The organism is Sandarakinorhabdus sp. DWP1-3-1, assembly GCF_049896705.1.
Classification (GTDB): Bacteria; Pseudomonadota; Alphaproteobacteria; order Sphingomonadales; family Sphingomonadaceae; genus Sandarakinorhabdus.
This window is the reverse complement of sequence record NZ_JAFCUV010000003.1, coordinates 165,317-184,574: the sequence shown is the minus strand read 5'-3', so window position 1 is coordinate 184,574 and position 19,258 is coordinate 165,317. Positions and strand designations below refer to the sequence as shown.

Genomic DNA, 19,258 nt, shown 5'->3' with positions numbered 1-19,258 from the left:
CGGCGACCGTTGTAACCCGTTTGCATCCGGGTGCCGGCCTGGGGCATCACGCCACAATGACCCGCACCCTGTCTGCCCGCGTCGAACGCTTTCCCGTCCACGGCAGCTTTGTCATCGCGCGCGGCGCCCGCACCCATGTCGACGTCGCGGTGGCGGACATCGCCGATGGCACGGTGAACGGTCGTGGCGAGGGCACGGCCATCTATTATCGCGGCGAATCGGCGGACTCGGTGGTGGCCACGATGCTTGCAACCGCCGATGCAATCGCCGCCGGTGCGACCCGGGCCGACCTGCTGACGCTGTTGCCCGCCGGCGCCGCGCGCAACGCGCTCGATGCGGCGCTGTGGGATCTGGAGGCGAAGCAGGCGGGCCGCCGGGTCTGGCAACTGCTCGGCCTGCCGCAGCCGCGGCCGCTGCTGACCGCCTATACGATCAGCCTGGGTGATCCTGGCGTCATGGCGGCCGCCGCCGCGCTGGTACGGGGGCGAGAGCTGTTGAAGATCAAGCTCGGCGGTGACGGCGGCTGGCAGGCCGATGTCGAGCGCGCCGCCGCCGTCCGCCAGGCCGCGCCCGACGCGCGGCTGACCGTCGACGCCAACGAAGCCTGGGGTGGCACCGATATCGCACGCACCGCGGCGGCGCTGGCGCAACTGGACGTCGAGCTGATCGAGCAGCCGGTGCCGGCGGGCCAGGATGCCGAGCTCGATGGCGTCCGCTCGGCGGTGCCGCTGGCCGCCGACGAAAGCTGCCACGATCGGGCGACGCTCGATGCCATTGTCGGCCGCTACAGCCATATCAACATCAAACTCGACAAGGCCGGCGGCCTGACCGAGGCGCATGCCCTTGTCCATGCCGCCCGCACACGGGGGCTGGCCGTGATGACCGGCTGCATGCTGTCGACCTCGCTCGGCATCGCACCGGCGTTCCATATCGCCATGCAGGGCGAATATGCCGATCTCGACGGCCCGCTGCTGATCGAGGACCGGCCAGGCGGGTTGAGGTTCGAGCATTCGGACGTCTGGCCGCCCGACGCCGCGCTCTGGGGCTAGCCCTCGCCGTACTGCGTCACCGCTTCGAACATCACCGTCAGCGCGGCGCGCTCTGCCGGCGACAGTTCGGGGCGCCAGATTTCGAACAGCAGGATCGCCCGCGGCGCGCCGCTGTCGTTCCAGGCTTCATGCTCGATGCTGTCGTCGAAGATCAGCATCTCGCCTTCGCGCACGTCGCGCGTGTGGTTGCCGACGCGCAGCCGGCAATCGGGCGGCACCAGCAACGGCAGGTGGCAGATCAGCCGGGTGTTGAGCATGCCATGGTGCGGCGGAATATGCATGCCGGGCGCCAGGATCGAGAACAGCACCATCGGCGAATGATCCTTGATCACCGGGATCGGCAGCCCGTCCAGCGCCGCCATCGTCGCCGGGCAGCGGGCGGCGCTGGCGGTCGGGATGCCGCCCTGCATCAGGTGGCAGGCACTCCACCGCGGATCGCCGAACAGTTCGTTGTCGCGAGGCGGCCGGTCGCGGGGCTGTTCGGCATAGGGCTGCAGCGCGCCGGTGTCGGCCATCATCGCCATCGCTTCCGCCTTGATCGCCGCGGTTGCCGCCATCAGCCCGGCAGTCCAGGCAAAATCGGCGGGATCGTAGAACGCCTGCTGCGGCAGCCCGGGGAAGTAAAAGCTCGTCGGCTGCTGCAGCTGCGGCGCCGACCTGCCGCTGATGATGGCAAGCGCCTCGGCAAAGCGCGGCCCGGCAGCGTTCGCGTCACCGCCGGCGGCGGCCAGCGACGCCTGCATGGCGCCGAGAAAGCGATCGGCGGCGGCAGTGCGCTCGGCATCGGCGCGCTGCAGCCGCTCGACCAGGTCCGCAGGCAGGTTGGTGCGGCCGTTGGCGGAGGCGAGGGCGCGCTCGTACCAGGACACGGCGGCACGGTCGTCGCCATCGCGGGTGTAGATTTCGCCCTGCATGCAGAGGGCATAGGGATTGTCCGGATCGAGCTGCAGCACCCGGCCAAGCGCCTGGCGCGCCGCCGGCCGGTCGTCCTGCAGGTCGCAGCACTGTGCCAGCACCAGCCACAATTGCGCGCTGCCGCGGCCGCTGGCGGTAACGGTTTCGAACGCCTGGCGGGCGGTGGCGGTGTCGCCGCGCCGGAACGCGTCGATGCCCCCATGGGCGATGGCTTCGAACCGGGCTTTGTCGGGATCAATCATGCAGTCCCGCTTAGCGAAGGCGCAGCGAACTGTCACTTTGCACCCGTCACCCGTCGCGCCTATCTGTGGTCGATGGCCACCCGTCCCGACATCGTGCCCAATCGTCGTGCCATCATCGATCGGCGCGCGATTGCGGACAAATTGGCGACGAGCATGGTTGGTGCGACCAGTTTTGCAGAGAAGCGCGCGCTGCTCGCCGCAACGCTGCGCGGCGCGCTCGACGATGGCCGCGGGGAATTGCAGCGGCGCCTGCGCGAAACCCCGGCCAAGGGACTGGAACTCGCCGGCGCCCAGGCCTTCCTTGTCGACCAGCTGCTGCGCCTGATGTTCGACGGCGTCGTCACCGATCTTTACCCGGCGACCAATCGCACATCCTCCGAACGCCTCGCGCTGGTTGCCGTCGGTGGCTATGGCCGCGGCCAGATGGCGCCGTATTCGGACATCGACCTGCTGTTTCTCACGCCCTGGAAACAGACCGCCTGGGGCGAACAGGTCATTGAGACGATGCTCTATCTGCTGTGGGATCTGGGGCTGAAGGTCGGCCATGCCACACGCTCGCTGGACGACATGGTGCGCATGGCCAAGGGCGACATCACCATCCGCACCGCGCTGCTTGAGTCGCGCTTCGTCTGGGGCGACCAGCCGCTGTACGAGGAGGCCACGCTGCGCTTCCGCCGCGAGGTGGTCGCCGGCACGGCGCGCGCCTTTACCGCTGAAAAGCTCGCCGAACGCGACGAGCGCCACAGGAAGATGGGCGACAGCCGCTATGTCGTCGAACCCAATCTCAAGGAAGGCAAAGGCGGCCTGCGCGACCTCCACACACTGTTCTGGATCGGCAAATATGCCTATCAGGTGGAGACGGTCGCCGAGTTGGTCGACAAGGGCCTGCTGACTGCCATCGAGCTGAAGCATTTCCGCCGCGCCGAAAGCTTCCTCTGGGCGGTGCGCATCAACCTCCACGATATCGCCGGCCGCGCCGAGGAGCGGCTGACATTCGATGTCCAGCGCGAGCTGGCGACGCGGTTGCGCTATGCCGAGCGCGGCGGCATGTCGGCCGTCGAACGCTTCATGCGGCACTATTTCCTGATGGCGAAGACGGTCGGTGATCTGACCGGGCTGTTCCTCGCCCATCTCGACGAAAGCTTTGCGCGGGCGAGCTGGTTGCCGTCGCTGACCCGGCGGCCGACGAAGCTCAACGGCTTCACGCTGCGCCGCGGCCAGATCGGCGTGCCGGGCGATGATTTCTTCCGCGCCGACCCGGTGCGGCTGCTCGAGCTGTTCGCGCTCGCCGATGGCCAGCAGCTGCCGATCCATGCCCAGGCCATGCGCCAGGCGGCGCGCGACGCCGGGCTGATCGATGAGCGGGTGCGCCGCGACAAGCGCGCCAACGAGCTGTTCATGGGCGTTCTCGCCAGCCGCCATGACCCCGAACGCATCCTGCGGGCGATGAACGAGGCCGGCGTGTTCGGGCGCTTCGTGCCGGATTTCGGCCGCGTCGTCGCCCAGATGCAGTACGACATGTACCATCACTATACCGTCGATGAGCACACCATCCGGGCCATCGGCCTGTTGGCGCGCATCGAATCGGGCGATCTGGCCGCGGAGCACCCGTTGTCGGCAAAGGTCATCCAGCGGCTGGTCTCGCGCCGCGTGCTCTATGTCGCCGTGTTGCTCCACGACATCGCCAAGGGCCGCGGCGGCGACCACAGCACCCTGGGGGCGGAGGTCGCCAACCGGCTGTGCCCGCGGCTGGGCCTGAGTGCTGCGGAGACCGAGACGGTGGCGTGGCTGGTGCGCTACCACCTGCTGATGTCGGCGACGGCATTCAAGCGTGACCTCGCCGATTTCAAGACCATCCTCGATTTCGCCGAGACCGTCGCGTCGCCGGAGCGCCTGCGGCTGCTATTGCTGCTGACCGTCGTCGATATCCGTGCCGTCGGGCCGGGCGTGTGGAACAACTGGAAGGGGCAACTGCTCCGCGACCTTTATGAATCGGCTGAGGAGGTGCTGCGCCTCGGCCACAAGCAAAAGGGCCGCAGCGAGCGGATCGCCGCCAAGCAGGCCGGGCTGGCGACGGCGCAGGGCTGGGACGCGGCGCGCTTCGATCGCTATGCCAAACGCTTCCCCGACAGTTACTGGATCGCCGAAACGCCCGAGGTGCTGGCCATCAATGCGGCCATGATCGACGCCGCGGACGCTGAAAATTGCCCCTTGTCGATCACCACGATCCCCGATGCGGCGTCGGGCACCACGCTGGTCAGCATCTATGCCGCCGATCACCCGGGGCTGTTCTACCGCATCGCCGGCGCAATCTCGCTGGGCGGCGCCAATATTCTCGATGCGCGCATCCACACCACCCGCGATGGCCAGGCGATCGATAATTTCGTTATCGCCGATCCGCTCGGCCAACCTTTTGCCGAGCCGGCGCAACTGGCGCGGCTGCGGCGCAGCATCGAGGATGTGCTAACCGGCAAGATCCGCCTCGCCGACCGGCTGGCGGCGCGGCCGCTGGCACGGCGTCGTGCCGAGGTGTTCAAGGTCGAGCCCAATGTCCTTGTCGATAACAAGGCGTCGAACCGCTATACGGTGCTCGAGGTCAACGCCGCCGATCGGCCGGCGCTGCTCTATTCGCTGACCAACGCGCTGTTCCAGAGCCGGGTGACCATTCACAGCGCGCATATCGCCACCTATGGCGAGCGGGCGACCGACACCTTCTATCTGACCGACCTGACCGGCGCCAAGATCGACAGCCCGACCCGGCTGAAGACGCTGGAACGCCGGCTGGTGACGCTGGCCGGCGGAAATACCGGGCGCACCGAAGTGCTCGACCAGCAGGCTGCCGAATAGCTCAGGACGCTGCGGGTGGCTGCGGGTCGGGCGATGTCGTTGCGCCCTGCTGCGTCGGCGACGGGGCGTTGAGATAGGTGATGACCATTGCCGCCACGGCGAGGATGACCGAGATGATCAGCACATAGCGCACGACGTTGAGCCCGACACCGCCGCGGGCCTCGTTGGTCGTCAGTTTTTCGGGTTGTTCGACCACAAATCGTCTCCTTGCCGTGTCAAAACTCCGCGACTGCCGTCGGCGTTCCGAAAATCGCCAGATTGACGACCAGCGCCCATGGTCGCATTCCGACAGGCCAGGAGATTGAAGATGACGACACCCACGGTCGACGACTGGCAGAAAATGGCGGCGAAGGAGGTCAAGGGGCCGGACGGCTTGCATGGCCTGACCTGGCCGACACCCGAGGGCATCGACGTCAAGCCGTTGTACACTGCCGCCGATGTGGCGACCGACCCCGGCCTGCCCGGCTTCGCGCCCTTCACCCGGGGCGTGCGCGCGACGATGTACACCGGCCGGCCCTGGACGATCCGCCAATATGCGGGCTTTTCGACTGCCGAGGCCTCCAATGCCTTTTACCGCCGCAACCTCGCCGGCGGGCAGAAGGGACTTTCCGTTGCCTTCGATCTGGCCACCCATCGCGGCTATGACAGCGATCATCCGCGCGTCGCCGGCGATGTCGGCAAGGCCGGCGTGGCGATCGACAGCGTCGAGGACATGAAGCTGCTGTTCGACGGCATCCCGCTCGACCAGATGAGCGTCAGCATGACGATGAACGGCGCCGTGCTGCCCTGCCTCGCCTTCTACATCGTTGCCGCCGAAGAGGCGGGCGTGACCCAGGAAAAGCTCGACGGCACCATCCAGAACGACATCCTGAAGGAGTTCATGGTCCGCAACACGTACATCTACCCGCCGGCGCCGAGCATGCGGATCGTTGCCGACATCATCGAATATACCTCGAAGAACATGCCGAAGTTCAACAGCATCAGCATCTCGGGCTATCACATGCTCGAAGCCGGGGCGACGGCGGTGCAGGAGCTGGCGTTCACGCTGGCTGACGGCAAGGAATATGTCCGCGCCGCGTTGGCCAAGGGGCTGGCGGTCGACGATTTTGCCGGGCGGCTGAGCTTTTTCTTTGGCATCGGCATGAACTTTTTCATGGAAATCGCCAAGCTGCGCGCCGCGCGCACACTGTGGGCGACGATCATGGCCGATTTCGGCGCCTCGCCGCGCAGCCAGATGCTGCGCACCCATTGCCAGACCAGCGGCGTCAGCTTGCAGGAGCAGGACCCCTATAACAACGTCATCCGTACCACCGTGGAGGCCATGGCCGCAGCGCTGGGCGGCACCCAGTCGCTGCACACCAATGCCCTTGATGAGGCCATCGCGCTGCCGACCGATTTTTCGGCGCGCATCGCCCGCAACACGCAACTGGTGCTGCAGGAGGAAACCGGTATCACCCGGGTCGTCGATCCCCTGGGCGGCAGCTATTATGTCGAGGCGCTGACCGACAGCCTGGTCAAGGGCGCCCAGGCGCTGATCGATGAGGTCGAGGCGCTTGGTGGCATGACCAAGGCGGTCGAGACCGGCATGCCCAAGCTGGAGATCGAAAAGGCCGCGGCGGCCAAGCAGGCGCGGGTCGACATGGGCGACGACGTCATCGTCGGCGTCAACAAGTACAAGCCGACGAGCGAGGAGAAGCTCGACATCCTCGACGTCGACAATGTCGCGGTGCGCGCCAGCCAGATCGAACGGCTGGCCCGGGTGCGCGCCGGCCGCGACCCGGCGGCCGTCGAGGCAGCGCTGGCGGGCCTTCGCACCGGGGCGGAGGCGGGCGAGAACCTGCTCGCGCTGGCCGTGGTTGCGGCACGCGCGCGCTGCACGCTCGGTGAAATCAGCAGCGCGCTCGAGGATGTCTTCGGCCGCCACGCGGCGGTCGTGAAGATGGTCAGCGGCGTCTATGCCGACGCCTACAAGGCCGATCCGGCCTATGCCCGCGTTGCCGAAGGGGTCGAAGCGTTCGAGCGCCGCAAGGGCCGTCGCCCACGCGTGCTGATCGTCAAGATGGGCCAGGACGGCCATGACCGCGGCGCCAAGGTCGTCGGTACGGCGCTCGCCGACCTGGGCTTCGAAGCGACCGTCGGCCCGCTGTTCCAGACGCCCGAGGAAGCCCGCGACCTGGCGTTGAAGCTCGACGTCGACATCGTTGCCGCCTCGTCGCTGGCGGCCGGTCACAAAACGCTGGTGCCGGCGCTGATCGATGCGTTGAAGGACGGTGGCCGCCCCGATATCCGCGTCATCGCCGGCGGGGTGATCCCGGCGCAGGATTACGAATTCCTGCGTGAGATCGGGACCGCGGCGATCTTCGGTCCGGGCACGAACATCGTAGAAAGCGCGGCGGAGTTGCTGCGGCTGCTCGGGCACAACCTGCCGCCGGCGGGGGAACGGCTGGCGGCGGAATAGCTATGCCGCTGGCGCCAGCAGGGTCGGCTCCCCGAGCGGATACGTTTGCATCGACGCCATGAACAGCGGCGACGTTTCCAGTGCAGCGAGCCAGGCCTGCACCCTCGGCAGCGGCTGCGCGGCAAACCAGCCGCGATCGACCGCGGCGAACTGGCGGACGAACGGCATGATCGCGATGTCGGCAAGACCGCGCCGGTCGCCGCAGAGCCAGTCGGCAAGCGTCAGCCGGTCCTCCGCTACCGCCAGCAAGGACAGGGCAGCGTCGCGATGCGCGGCGCGCTCGCTGCCCTGGCGATCGGCGTATTTGTAGCCGTCGAGGTGCTGCTTGAAGGCGCCGTCATTGGTCGCCATCACCGCCGCATCGCGGCGGTCCAGCCAACCCTCCGGGTCGGCCTGACCCAGTGCCCAGGCCATGATGTCGAGGCTCTCGTCGATGACCCGACCATCGGGCAGCACCAGCACCGGCACGGTGGCCTTTGGTGATGCCGCGAGCAGAGCCGCCGGCTTGTCGCGCAGCAGGATCTCGTGGACCAGCACCGGCAGCCCCGCCACCAGCAGCGCCATGCGCGCCCGCATCGCATAGGGGCAGCGGCGAAAGCTGTAGAGCAATGGCTGATCAGCCGTCATCGCGTTGCACCGGCTGCCCGATATGCACCCTGCCGTGCGCTGCCGCGAGCGTCGCCTGCCGGTGGCGCTCGGCATAGCCGGCGCGCTGCGTTTCGTCGCGGGAGGCGCTGCACGCCGGGCAGGCGACGCCTTCGACATACAGCGGCGAGGCGCGGTCGGCGGCGCTGACCGGCATCCGGCAGCCGCGGCACAGGCTGTGGCTGCCGGGCGCAAGGCCATGGCGCAGGCTGACGCGCTCGTCGAAGACGAAGCATTCGCCTTGCCAGCGGCTGGCGGTTTCCGGCACGGTCTCAAGATATTTCAGGATGCCGCCCTGCAGGTGGAGCACATCGGCGATGCCTTCGGATTTCAGGAACGCCGTTGCCTTTTCGCAGCGGATGCCGCCGGTGCAGAACATCGCCACCCGGGGTGCGTCGCGCCCGGCGAACAGCGCGTCGCGGTTGGCGCGGAACCAGTCCGGAAAGTCGCGGAATGCCATCGTGCCCGGGTTGATCGCGCCGGCAAAGCTGCCGATGGCGACCTCGTAACCATTGCGTGTGTCGATGACGATGGTGTCGAGGTCGTCGATCAGCGCATTCCAGTCGGCGGGCGTGACATAGGCGCCGACCGCGCCGGAATCGAGGCCAGGGGCCCCCATGGTGACGATCTCGGCCTTTTGGCGGACCTTCATGCGGTGGAACGGCATGGCCGCGGCGCCCGACAGCTTGACCTCCAGGCCCGCACAGCCGGGCAGGGCGCGTATCTCGGCGAGCATTGCATCAATCGCTGCGGGCGTGCCGGCGATGGTGCCGTTGATGCCCTCCGGTGCCAGCAGCAGCGTGCCGCGCAGGGCCAACCGGTCGCAGTCGCGCGCCAGCGCGGTCGCAACAGCGCCGACGTCGGCAAAGGCGGTGAAGCAATAAAGGGCGGCGACCCGGATTTCGGTCGGTTCCACGAAGGCGCTTTCTGGCAGCAGGTGTCGCGGGCTGCATAGGCGCTGTGGCCCGGCGCTGCCAGCACTTCGGGTCGCTGCCAGCACTTCGGGGCGCTGCCAGCACTTCGGGTCGCTGCCGGCTAGTCGGGGCGCAGCCAGCCCGAATAGGCGACGACATCGCCGATCAGCGGCAGCGCCAGCGCCACGGCGAAGTGGAAACGCCCGTCCTGCTGCCATTCGCGCGCCAGGGTACGCGGCGCCAGGCGCATCGGCATCGGCACGCCGGCGCACGACCAGCCGGTCATCGCCATGCGCAACCCGGCGTCCTCGCTGACGAGATCGAAGGCAAAGCGCAGCGGCCCGAAGCGTTCGACCAGCGCGGTGCCGCGCTTGTCGAGACGGCTGCTGAAGCGGTGGCGGCCAAAGGCCCGCGTCCATCGTTCACCGTTCGCATCGGTGGCGAAGGTGACAAGCAGGCGGTGGCTGCCGGCCGGCGGGAAGCCGAACAGCGCCGCGACCATCCGGGCGAGCGGATGCCGGCCGCGCACGACCTCCGCGGCGCCGACTGCCGAGCCGGCGCCGCTGTGCAGCCGGCGGACCGCCGGCGGCAGCCGGTCGAACCGCGGGCCCATGACCCGGGCAAAAAGCGGCGGCGGCCTGTCGGGCGCGATCCTAGCAAAAGCCGTCGCCATCAGACCAGCCGATCGCGATATTCGGGCGCCGGCAGCCAGCAGGTGTCGCGCCGGCCGAACAGGCGGTAACGGTTGCGGGCAACGGCGCGATAGACCGCGTCGCGCAGGGGCCTCGGTACAATGCGCGCCGCCGCCAGCGCTCGCCACGGCCAGCCGAGCCCCGCCCAGATGGCGATCACCGCATCGCTGTCGCGCAGCACCCGATCCCCGATCGCCACGACCATGGTATCGGGATCGGCGGTGTCGATGCCGTGGCGGCGATAGATGGCACTGCCGACGGCACCCTGCATCGCGGCGAGCCGGAAGTGGCGGCGCTTGTCGTGGCGAAGGATGAACTGCGCGTTCGCCGAGCACAGCACGCATTCGGCGTCGAACACGATGATCGGGCCGAAGTCGGTCATTCCGCCAAGGTAACGCCCGCGACCGGCGAGTCCATGCGACGCAATGTGCCCGGGAAACATGTCGCAGCAGCGCCTGCGGGTTATAACATCCGTATTAACGGAGCGCCGGCATGACCCGACCTCTGACGAGCAGATGAACGTCGCTCGGGATATCATGGCGCGCTATCGCAACGCATTGCGTGAGCTCGCCAAGTAGCACGACCATGACCTGGATATGGATCGGCGAACCTTTGGTGCGCGCCCTGCACGGCGAGCAATTGGCGACGCATGGCGGAGGCACAGGTGCGCGAGACGCCGGCCTGCCTGCTTCAGCCCTGCAGAGGCCGCGCAACCTTGCGGCCTGTGGCGAACCCGATGCTTCGGCGCTCGCTGCGAGCCTGGCCTTTGGGATCGCGCGCGACCACCCGTTCGTCGACGGCAACAAGCGCACTGCGTTCGTTGCGGCGGCGACTTTCCTTGAGATCAACGGCAGGCGTTTCGCGGCTACCGAGGCCGATGTCGTGGTGACGACGCTGGCTCTTGCCGCCGGGGACATGTCCGAAGACGCCCTCGCCGACTGGTTCCGCGCCAATATCCGCCCGGCCTGAGCCCGTCAGTGCCGCGGTTCGCGGCCGCGGATCAGGTCCATTCCGGCCTTGATGGCGGCGAAACGCGCGTCGACGGCGCCTTCGAAGGCGAGATCGGTGAAGATATAGGGCCAGTCGTTCTCGATGCCTTCGCGGACCAGTTCGCCGACATACAGCGGGTCGATGCCATGGGTGATGGCGGCCGCCGCGACCTGGGCGAATTCGCTGTCGCCGGCCTCCATCGTCATGTTTTCCAGTGCGTTCGCCAGCCGGTCGGGGACGTTGCGCGACGATTCCATGATGCGGGTGCGGATGAAGCCCGGGCACAGCACCGACACGCCGATGCCGCGTGCCGCCAGCGCCGGCCGCAACCCTTCGGACAAGGCGACGACGCCATATTTGGTGACGTTGTACGCCGGCGCCACCGCGGCAATCAGCCCGGCCATCGATGCCGTCGACACGATCTGGCCGCCCTCGCCATGCGCCTCGATCAATGGCCCAAAGATCTCGATGCCCCAGATCACCGACATCAGGTTGACGCCGATCGTCCAGTCCCAGCTGGCGTCGGTCCATTGGCCATAACCGCCGCCGCCGCCGACCCCGGCATTGTTGACGAGGATATGGACCTTGCCATAGCGCGCAATGGTGGCGTCGGCCGCAGCCTGCAGCTCGGCCTTCAGCGAGACATCGGCGCGCACGCCCTCGACATCGGCATTGGTGGCCTTCAGCGCGGCGACCGCCTCGGCCAGCGCCGCTGCCTCGATGTCGCACAGCATCACCTTGACCCCGGCCTGGGCCAGTGCGGTCGCGATGCCGAGGCCTATCCCCGAGGCGGCGCCGGTCACGAACGCCGTCTTGCCGACCAGATCCTGCATGTGTCTCTCCCCATTTTTGGGCCGACAATGCGCGCTGGCCGACGGGTCCGCAACCGGCGCCCCGCCTGTCGTGACGCTCTCGCGGGTTATGCGGCGCCGCCGCCGGCGGTATAGTCGCGGCCAGAGGGAGTTCTGCCATGTCGATCATCCAGTCCATTGCCGGCCGCAGCCGCGATCTCGGCGGCTTTTCGGTGTCGCGGGTGCTGCCGGCGCCGCAGCGGCGCAGCCTGGGGCCGTTCGTGTTCTTCGATGAAATGGGCCCGGCGACGTTCGCGGCCGGCCAAGGCATCGACGTGCGGCCGCATCCGCATATCGGGCTGGCCACCGTCACCTATCTGTTCGACGGCGGCCTGACGCACCGCGATAGCCTGGGGACGGTCATCGACATCGCGCCGGGGGCGGTCAACTGGATGACAGCGGGGCAGGGCATTACCCATAGCGAGCGTTCGCCGCACGATCTGCGCGCCGCCGGCCACCATATGCACGGCATCCAGTCGTGGGTGGCGCTGCCGGTGGCCGATGCCGAGACGGCGCCGGCGTTCGTCCACCACCCCGCCGACACGCTGCCGGTGGTGGAATTGCCCGGCGCGCGGCTGACGGTCATCGCCGGCACCATGTTCGGCGCGACGTCCCCGGTGCAGTTCCCGCACCCCATCGTCTATGCCGAATTGCATCTCGACGCCGGCGCCAGCCTGGAATTGCCGGCCGAATGGGGTGAACGCGGGGTCTATCCGGTAACCGGCGGTGGCCGGGTCGGTGATGCCGAGCTGATTCCCGGCAACCTGGCGGTGCTCGGCGACGGGCCGGCGACGCTGACAGCGACCAGCGATCTCCATGCCATGCTGCTCGGCGGTGCGCCGTTCCCGGAGCCGCGGCATATCGAATGGAACTTCGTCAGCCATTCGCAGGAGCGTATCGAGCAGGCCAAGGCCGACTGGCGGGCCGGCAGATTCGCGCCGGTGCCGCAGGAAACCGAGTTCATCCCGCTGCCCGAAACGGCGTCGCCGGTGCCGCCGGTCAGCTATCCGTAGCGTCCGCCACCACCAGCAGCCGCCGCACCGCGGGGCGCAGCGCCAGCAGCAGCAGCGCCCCGCCGGCGATGATGCCGGCGTGGAGCAGCCAGAAACGCCCGGCACCCCAGACCTCGTACAGCCCGCCGATGCGGCCGCTTACGGTACTGCCGACGAAAACCGCCATGGAATTGACGCCGATCATCATGGCGTTGAGCGATTTCGGCGCGGCTCGGGCATAGAGGCCGACGGCGATGGGGGTGAAGAACACCCAGCCCCAGTTCGACAACATATGAAAACCCACCGCCCAGAGCAGCGGGACGCGGGCGCCGCCGAACACCAGGTCGGCCAGGGCGAGCCAGGCCATGCCGCTGCCGAAGATCAGGCAGCCGATCGCCATCTTGGTGATGGCGTCGGGTTCCCAGCCGCGGCGGGCCTGCCAGCGCCACAGCCATAGCGTCGGGGGCAGCAGCAGGCCCGGCGCGATGGCATCGAGGGCCTGCAGCCAGGGGATCGGCACCTGCCAGCCGAGCACCGCCATCTCGACATGGTCGCGAACCCAGAGGTTATAGACGTTCCAGACCTGCGACTGGGCGATCCAGAAGGCGGCCTGGACCAGCATCAGCACCAGCAGCAGGCGTACCGCGTGCCATTCCTGGGGACGCAACGGGGCGCGCGCGGTGGCGGCAATGCGGGGTGGATCGGGGGGCAGATGCCGGCTGCCGCGCCAGTAGACCAACAGGCCCGCCAGCATGCCGAACCCCGCCAGGCTGAACGCCTGGTGCCAGCCGAGCGCCGCGCCCATCCAGCCGCAGACGATCGGGGCCACGAAAGCACCGCAGTTGAGGGCGAAATAATAGAGCTGCAGGCCATCGTCGCGGCGGCGATCGCCGGGCGGATAGACGGCGCCGACCTGCGAAAACAGGTTGGAATTGGCGCAGCCGGTGCCGAGCATCAGCAGGAACAGGGCGAGGAGGAAGCTGCCGTCGAAGGCCATGCAGAAGTGGCCGGCGGTCATCAGCAGGCAACCGAGCATGATCGTGCGCCGGCGACCGAGCAGCCGGTCGCCGATCAGGCCGCCGAAGACCGGGGTGAAGCGCACCAGCCCGGCCCAGAGGCCGAACAATTGCACGGCAAAGGCTTGGGTCGACAGCGGCCCGGTGATGCCTTCGATGGCGGCACGGGTGGCGGCGAGGCCGACGACATTCTCGACATGGCCGGGCAGCAGCAGTTGCCCGACCATGTAGAGCGTCAGCAGCGCCTGCATGCCGTAGAGGGAAAACGCCTCCCAGAACTGGGTGCCGGCGAGCCAGGCGAGGCCGCGGGGCTGGCCCAGGAGATCTGGGGCGTGTTTCGGCGGTGGCGCGATAGCGTCGGTGATGGTCGTCAAGCCTGCCCCCTGTGGCGAAGCGCGACTGTAGCGGGGCGGGGGTAAGGCGCAATCTGCGCTGTTTTGTCATCCCTGAGGCCGGGGCCCATAAACCACCCATATTGCCACCCGCTTTCACCCGCGCAAAAGGCCCGCACCAGTTCCCTTCCGCGCCCGTCGCGCCTAAAGTCCGTCCATGTTCATCCGCCTCACTCCCGATATCTCGGTCGCCCCGCAGATCGCGCCGGCGGATTGTGCCGCCGCCAGGGCACAGGGCTTCACCGCCATCGTCAACAATCGACCCGATGGAGAGGCGCCCGGCCAGCCGACGGCGGCCGAAATGCGCGCGGCGGCGGAGGCGGCCGGGCTGCGCTATGCCGATATTCCGGTCGATCACACCGGCCTTGGCATGGCCCAGGTCGAGGCGATGGCGGCGGAACTGGCCGCGGCCGGTGGCCCGATGCTGGCATTTTGCCGGTCGGGGACGCGCTCGACCAACCTCTGGGCGCTGGCGGCGGCGCTGCGCGGCGAGGATCCGGCGGCGATCATCGCCGCGGCAGAGGCGGGTGGCTATGATGTTTCCGGCATGTTGCCGACGCTTCAGCGCTTGTCGGGCGAGAGCCCGACGCTACAGCGCTTGTCGGGCGAGAGCCCGACGGAGCAGCGCCCTTTCGGCAAGGCCTGATGGTCTGGGTTTCGCTGGCTGGCATCATCGTCATCGTGCTGTTCGCGCGGGCGCTGGGCTTTGCGCGGGTGCCGGAACTGGCCGATGAAGGCCAGGCGGAGCGCATCGCTGCCGATGCGCTGCACGATTTTCGCCCCGCCGAGGCGGCGGTGACGCAGGATCGGCGGGGCGCGCTGGTGGCGGGCAGCGACGGCCGGGTGGCATTGGTGCGGCCGTTCGGTGACCGCTGGGTGGTGCGAATCGTCAACGGCGCCGCCACGTCGGTGGATGGCGGCACGCTGCGCCTGCAGCTTCCCGAGGCGATGTTCGCGCCCGCCTTGCTCGATCTTGGCCCCGCTGCGGCGGCCTGGGCGCGCCGCCTGTGACCTTTCCCGACCCGGTCCAGCTCGCCATTCCGGTGTTCATCGCCGCGATGGTCATCGAAATGGTCGCGATCCGGCGCGGCGCGCGGGGGGATTACGACTGGCGCGATACCGGCACCTCGCTGGCGATGGGGTTCGGCAGCACGATTGCCGGGGCGCTGGCCGCCGGCGGCATCGTCGCGCTGGGCGATTGGCTGTGGCAGTTCCGCCTGTTCGACATACCGGCGACCTGGTGGGCGGTGGCGCTGTGCTTCGTCGCCGACGATTTTCTCTACTATTGGTTCCATCGCAGCGCCCATCGCGTGCGCTGGTTCTGGGCGAGCCATGTCATCCACCACAGTTCGCAGCATTATAACCTGTCGACGGCGCTGCGGCAGACATGGACGGGCTTCATTTCATTGGGCTTTATCTTCAGGTTGCCGCTGTTTCTGGTGGGCTTTCCGCCCCGGATGATCCTGTTCTGCGCCGGGTGGAATCTCGTCTACCAGTTCTTCATCCATACCGAATCGGTGCAAAAACTGCCCAAATCGCTTGAATGGTTGCTCAACTCGCCGTCGCACCATCGCGTCCATCACGGCACCAATGCGCGCTATCTCGACCGCAACTATGCCGGGGTGTTCATCATCTGGGACCGGTTGTTCGGCACCTTCGAGGCTGAGCGCGACGACGAGCCGGTGCGCTATGGCATCGTCCGCAACCTCGCCACCTTCAACCCTTTATGGGTCGCGGTGCATGAATGGGTGGCGATCGGCACCGATGTGGTGAAGGCGCGCGGCCTGCGCGGCAAATGGATGGCGATCGCGGGGCCGCCGGGGTGGCATTCGGGCACCACCGCCGACACGATCCGCGCGCATTGGCAGTCCGGGCGCGAGGCGGAGCCGCAGCGCATGCCGCCGGTCGCGACCCCGGCCGAATGATCGACCGGCGAACGGCGCTGCGCTGGGGCGGCGGCGCGGCGATCGGCGCTGCCGGGCTGGGGGTTGCCCGCGCCATCGACCAAGGGGTCATCCCGATCCTGCCGCGCCCCGGCCTCGACGCCTGGCGGGATTGGAACAGCGGGCGGCACGGCGGCCCGCTGGCGCTGGTCGCGGCCGGTGTGCTCGCCTCCAGCCCGCACAACACCCAGCCCTGGCAGTTCGCCGTCGGGCGGCTGGGCGTCGATATCTTCGAGGTGCCGGAACGGGCGCTCGGCGCCATGGATCCGTTCGGCCGCGAACGGCTCGCCGGGCTGGGCGCCGCCGTCCACAACATGGCGCTGGCGTCGACGGGTATCGGCCGTTCCGCCTATGTCCGGCTGCTGCCCGATGCCGGCAACCCGCTGCATATCGCCAGGGTGGTGCTGGGGCCGGAGGGGCAGCCGATGGCGCCGCACCCGCTGGTCGCCGCCATCGGCCACCGCCATGTCGATCGCGGCGCCTATCGCGGCGGCGCGGTGGCGCCCGAAAAGGTCGCGGCGCTGGCCGCCACCGCCGGCTCGCCGCTGGTCCGCATCGCGCTGTTCGACGCGGGCTCGGCGCGCGGACGCCGCTTTGCCGATCTGACCATCGATGCCACCGCCGCTATCGCCGCCGACGACGACATAATGGCGGCGAGCCACAGCTGGTTTCGCCACGCCCGCCGCGACCAGGACCGGCTGAAGGACGGGCTCGGCATCTTCACATCGGGCGTGTCGCCGGTCATCGCCGCGGCCGGCGCCATGCTGCCCGAACAGACGCCGGCCAGCGAAGGGCGCTATTGGCTGGCCAGCACCCGCGAGACGGCGCTGCCGACGGCGTCGCTGTTCGGGCTGATCCTGGTTGCCGACCCCTGGGATCGGCGCAGCGCGCTGCTGGCCGGCATGGCCTGGCAGCGGCTGCACCTGACGGCGACACGGGCGGGCCTGGCGGCGCAACCGCTCAACCAGCTGCCGGAGATGATCGACCGCGAGCGCCAGCTGGGGCGGCCGCCGGGCTTTGCGCGCGCCGCCGACGCGTTGCTCGACGATGCGGCGTGGCGGCCGACCTTTGCGCTGCGGATCGGCAACCCGGTGGCGCCGGCGCCCGCCAGCCCGCGGCGGCCGGTGTCGGCGGTGATCGGGGCGCCGGCGCGGCTCGACTGGGATGTCGAGCAGGCGCGGGCGGAGACGGCGGCGCAGGATGCGGCGCTGGCGCGGCGGTTGAAGTGAGGGCGTTTGCCATGCCGTGCCGCGGCCATTAGGCATCGCCGGACAACGGGGCACGCACCATGACCATCACACGCCGCTGGGCCATCGCCGGCGCCATCACCGCTTTTGCCGCCGTGTCGGGCTGCACCCGGCTGGGCACGCTCAATGGCGTCAACGACCTGACGCCGGGCGATGGCGGCACCGACCGGCTGGCGGCCGATGTCGCCTATGGCCGCGATCCGCGCCAGCAGCTCGACATCTATGCGCCGACGGGGGCGCGGACCGCGCCGGTGCTGGTGTTCTTCTATGGCGGCAGCTGGAACAGCGGGCGGCGGCAGGATTATGCCTTTGCGGCGCGGGCGCTGGCGGCGCGGGGTTTCGTCGTCGTGGTGCCGGACTATCGCCTGGTGCCGCAGGTGACCTATCCCGGTTTTGTCGAGGATGGCGCCGCGGCGGTGGCCTGGGCGGTCGCCAATATCGCGCGTTACGGCGGCGACCCGGCGCGGCTGGGGGTCACGGGCCACAGCGCCGGCGCCTATATCGCGCTGATGCTGGCGCTCGACCGGCGCTGGCTGGCGGCGGCGGGCACGCCCGATGCGGTCAAGGCGGCGGTCGGCCTGGCAGGGCCCTATGATTTCGCGCCGTTCGAACCGGGTGGCGCGGCGGAGGCGGCGTTCGGCGGCTTTCCCGATGTGCGGGCGACCCAGCCGGTGACCTATGCGCGCGCCGGGGCGCCGCCGGTGCTGCTGCTGACCGGTGCCGACGATACCACCGTGCGGCCGCGCAACGCCGTCAACCTGGCCGCGGCGCTGACCGCCGCCGGGAGTGCGGCGACGGTGAAGACCTACCCCGGCATCGGTCATATCGGCATCATCCTGGCGCTGTCGAAGCCGTTTCGCGGCAAGGCGCCGGCGCTGGCCGACAGCGCGGCGTTCTTTCGCGCCCGGTTGGGGTGACGCGCCGGTTCGTGCGATAGAGGCGGCATGACCATCCGCAACCTGTTCGCCACGCCGTTCTATGAAGGCGTCATCGACGATCCGGCGCTGATCGCCGAACTCGACCATAGCTGCCGGAGCCTGGCGCGCGACGACCGGGCCGGGCGGCAATGGGCGAGGGACCATCATTACCCGGGTTACACCAGCTATGCCTCGCTTGCCGACCTGCCGGCGCGCGATCCGGCCTTTGCCGATCTGAAGCGGCATCTCGACCGCCATGTCCGCGCCTTTGCCGAGGCGGCGCACATGGACCTGGGGAAGAAGCCCAGGCTCGACAGCCTGTGGGCGAACGTGCTGAAGCCGGGCGGCGGGCATAGCGGCCATATCCACCCGCACAGCATCATTTCGGGCACCGTCTATGTCGCGGTGCCGCCGGGTGCCGGGCCGCTGAAGCTGGAGGACCCGCGGCTGCCGATGCTGATGAACGCGCCGTCGCGGCTGCCCGATGCGCCGGCGGAGGCACAGGCGTTCTTCTATGCGGCGCCGGCGGCCGGCACGATCTTCCTGTGGGAAAGCTGGCTGCGGCACGAGGTGCCGGCGGGGGCGGCGAAGGCCGAACGCATCAGCATCAGTTTCAACTATGGCTGAGGGGATGAAGGCAGACGAGCGGCGCGCCGCCATCATCGACCGGCTGACCGACCATGTCCTCGCCGAAGGGCTGGCGGCGGCGAGCCTGCGGCCGCTGGCCAGGGCGGCGGGCATCAGCGACCGGATGCTGCTCTATTATTTCAAGGACAAGGCGGATGTGCTGGCAGCGGTCATCGGCCAGGTCGCGGCGCGGATGACGGCGACGATGGCGGCCGGCACGGCGCGCGAGCCGCAGCCGCTGGAACAGCTGCGCGCCGAGCTGGTGAAGCTGCTGTTCGCCGACGATTTCTGGCCGTTCATGCGGCTGTGGCTGGAAATGGCCAGCCTGTCGGCGCGCGGCGACCCGATCTACCGGGCGATCGGCGAGCAGATCGGCCGGGGGTTCCTCGCCTGGGGGATGGCGCAGCTCGACAGCGTCGATCGCGAGCGGGATGCGGCGCGGCTGCTGGTGAGCATCGAGGGGATGCTGGTGCTGAAGAGCATCGGGCTGGACGATGTGTCCGAGATGGCGGTTTGACCTG

At 68.9% G+C, this 19,258-nt stretch carries 20 protein-coding genes; 12 read left to right on the top strand and 8 right to left on the bottom strand.

Features of this window, described 5'->3' with window-relative positions:
- The first annotated feature begins 56 nt into the window (after positions 1 to 56).
- On the top strand, positions 57 to 1,049 hold the full coding sequence (dgcA, locus tag ACP7AI_RS14575; RefSeq protein ID WP_426168814.1) for an N-acetyl-D-Glu racemase DgcA: 993 nt from the start codon (positions 57 to 59) through the stop codon (positions 1,047 to 1,049).
- On the opposite strand, the gene ACP7AI_RS14570 is transcribed toward dgcA, so the two are convergent.
- Complete coding sequence (locus ACP7AI_RS14570) at positions 1,046 to 2,206, bottom strand: aspartyl/asparaginyl beta-hydroxylase domain-containing protein (protein WP_426168811.1); 1,161 nt, start codon at positions 2,204 to 2,206, stop codon at positions 1,046 to 1,048. The two genes, dgcA and ACP7AI_RS14570, sit on opposite strands and share 4 nt — an antisense overlap.
- 72 nt (positions 2,207 to 2,278) lie before the next feature.
- Between ACP7AI_RS14570 and ACP7AI_RS14565 the strand changes: the two genes are divergently transcribed.
- Positions 2,279 to 5,053: a [protein-PII] uridylyltransferase gene (locus ACP7AI_RS14565; RefSeq protein ID WP_426168809.1), complete on the top strand. Its 2,775-nt coding sequence runs from the start codon at positions 2,279 to 2,281 to the stop codon at positions 5,051 to 5,053.
- 1 nt (position 5,054) lies between these two features.
- On the opposite strand, the gene ACP7AI_RS14560 is transcribed toward ACP7AI_RS14565, so the two are convergent.
- Positions 5,055 to 5,249, bottom strand: coding sequence for a hypothetical protein (locus tag ACP7AI_RS14560; RefSeq protein ID WP_426168806.1), 195 nt, complete (start codon positions 5,247 to 5,249; stop codon positions 5,055 to 5,057).
- Between the two features lie 111 nt (positions 5,250 to 5,360).
- On the opposite strand from ACP7AI_RS14560, the gene scpA reads away from it, so the two are divergent.
- On the top strand, positions 5,361 to 7,511 hold the full coding sequence (gene scpA, locus ACP7AI_RS14555) for a methylmalonyl-CoA mutase (RefSeq protein WP_426168803.1): 2,151 nt from the start codon (positions 5,361 to 5,363) through the stop codon (positions 7,509 to 7,511).
- Here the strand turns inward: scpA and ACP7AI_RS14550 are convergent, their stop codons facing one another.
- The 4 genes from ACP7AI_RS14550 to ACP7AI_RS14535 all read right to left on the bottom strand — a co-directional run bounded on the left by ACP7AI_RS14550 (position 7,512) and on the right by ACP7AI_RS14535 (position 10,144).
- Positions 7,512 to 8,138, bottom strand: a complete 627-nt coding sequence (locus ACP7AI_RS14550) for a glutathione S-transferase (protein ID WP_426168801.1) — start codon at positions 8,136 to 8,138, stop codon at positions 7,512 to 7,514.
- Positions 8,128 to 9,072: a rhodanese-related sulfurtransferase gene (locus tag ACP7AI_RS14545; protein ID WP_426168798.1), complete on the bottom strand. Its 945-nt coding sequence runs from the start codon at positions 9,070 to 9,072 to the stop codon at positions 8,128 to 8,130. Before ACP7AI_RS14545 ends, ACP7AI_RS14550 begins: the two co-directional genes overlap by 11 nt.
- 119 nt (positions 9,073 to 9,191) lie before the next feature.
- Positions 9,192 to 9,683 carry a DUF4166 domain-containing protein gene (locus tag ACP7AI_RS14540; RefSeq protein WP_426168795.1) on the bottom strand — a complete coding sequence of 164 codons (492 nt, stop codon included), beginning with the start codon at positions 9,681 to 9,683 and terminating at the stop codon, positions 9,192 to 9,194.
- 59 nt (positions 9,684 to 9,742) lie between these two features.
- Positions 9,743 to 10,144, bottom strand: coding sequence for a thiol-disulfide oxidoreductase DCC family protein (locus ACP7AI_RS14535; RefSeq protein WP_426168793.1), 402 nt, complete (start codon positions 10,142 to 10,144; stop codon positions 9,743 to 9,745).
- Between the two features lie 179 nt (positions 10,145 to 10,323).
- Here ACP7AI_RS14535 and ACP7AI_RS14530 point away from each other — a divergent pair, with 179 nt between their 5' ends.
- Positions 10,324 to 10,731: a type II toxin-antitoxin system death-on-curing family toxin gene (locus ACP7AI_RS14530; RefSeq protein ID WP_426168790.1), complete on the top strand. Its 408-nt coding sequence runs from the start codon at positions 10,324 to 10,326 to the stop codon at positions 10,729 to 10,731.
- Positions 10,732 to 10,736: 5 nt separating this feature from the next.
- Here the strand turns inward: ACP7AI_RS14530 and ACP7AI_RS14525 are convergent, their stop codons facing one another.
- Positions 10,737 to 11,585, bottom strand: coding sequence for an SDR family NAD(P)-dependent oxidoreductase (locus ACP7AI_RS14525; protein WP_426168787.1), 849 nt, complete (start codon positions 11,583 to 11,585; stop codon positions 10,737 to 10,739).
- 137 nt (positions 11,586 to 11,722) lie between these two features.
- Here ACP7AI_RS14525 and ACP7AI_RS14520 point away from each other — a divergent pair, with 137 nt between their 5' ends.
- The gene (locus tag ACP7AI_RS14520) at positions 11,723 to 12,616 is read left to right on the top strand and encodes a pirin family protein (RefSeq protein WP_426168784.1); all 894 of its coding nucleotides are present in this window, start codon (positions 11,723 to 11,725) and stop codon (positions 12,614 to 12,616) included.
- On the opposite strand, the gene ACP7AI_RS14515 is transcribed toward ACP7AI_RS14520, so the two are convergent.
- Complete coding sequence (locus ACP7AI_RS14515; RefSeq protein ID WP_426168781.1) at positions 12,603 to 13,985, bottom strand: peptide MFS transporter; 1,383 nt, start codon at positions 13,983 to 13,985, stop codon at positions 12,603 to 12,605. The genes ACP7AI_RS14520 and ACP7AI_RS14515 overlap by 14 nt on opposite strands.
- 175 nt (positions 13,986 to 14,160) lie before the next feature.
- Here ACP7AI_RS14515 and ACP7AI_RS14510 point away from each other — a divergent pair, with 175 nt between their 5' ends.
- The 7 genes from ACP7AI_RS14510 to ACP7AI_RS14480 are packed head-to-tail and all read left to right on the top strand — an operon-like array spanning position 14,161 to position 19,254.
- Entirely contained in the window at positions 14,161 to 14,649 is a 489-nt protein-coding gene (locus ACP7AI_RS14510; RefSeq protein ID WP_426168779.1) for a TIGR01244 family sulfur transferase, read from the top strand.
- Positions 14,649 to 15,014 (top strand): hypothetical protein, encoded by a 366-nt coding sequence (locus ACP7AI_RS14505; RefSeq protein WP_426168777.1) that lies wholly within the window; start codon positions 14,649 to 14,651, stop codon positions 15,012 to 15,014. Before ACP7AI_RS14510 ends, ACP7AI_RS14505 begins: the two co-directional genes overlap by 1 nt.
- A complete protein-coding gene (locus ACP7AI_RS14500) occupies positions 15,011 to 15,928 on the top strand; it encodes a sterol desaturase family protein (RefSeq protein WP_426168775.1) in 918 nt (305 codons plus the stop codon). Before ACP7AI_RS14505 ends, ACP7AI_RS14500 begins: the two co-directional genes overlap by 4 nt.
- Positions 15,925 to 17,175, top strand: a complete 1,251-nt coding sequence (locus ACP7AI_RS14495; protein WP_426168772.1) for a hypothetical protein — start codon at positions 15,925 to 15,927, stop codon at positions 17,173 to 17,175. The genes ACP7AI_RS14500 and ACP7AI_RS14495 overlap by 4 nt, the downstream gene beginning before the upstream one ends.
- A gap of 59 nt (positions 17,176 to 17,234) precedes the next feature.
- Positions 17,235 to 18,110 carry an alpha/beta hydrolase gene (locus ACP7AI_RS14490; RefSeq protein WP_426168769.1) on the top strand — a complete coding sequence of 292 codons (876 nt, stop codon included), beginning with the start codon at positions 17,235 to 17,237 and terminating at the stop codon, positions 18,108 to 18,110.
- Positions 18,111 to 18,137: 27 nt separating this feature from the next.
- On the top strand, positions 18,138 to 18,737 hold the full coding sequence (locus tag ACP7AI_RS14485) for a TIGR02466 family protein (protein WP_426168766.1): 600 nt from the start codon (positions 18,138 to 18,140) through the stop codon (positions 18,735 to 18,737).
- Positions 18,738 to 18,741: 4 nt separating this feature from the next.
- Positions 18,742 to 19,254: a TetR family transcriptional regulator gene (locus ACP7AI_RS14480; protein WP_426168763.1), complete on the top strand. Its 513-nt coding sequence runs from the start codon at positions 18,742 to 18,744 to the stop codon at positions 19,252 to 19,254.
- Positions 19,255 to 19,258 lie beyond the last annotated feature (4 nt).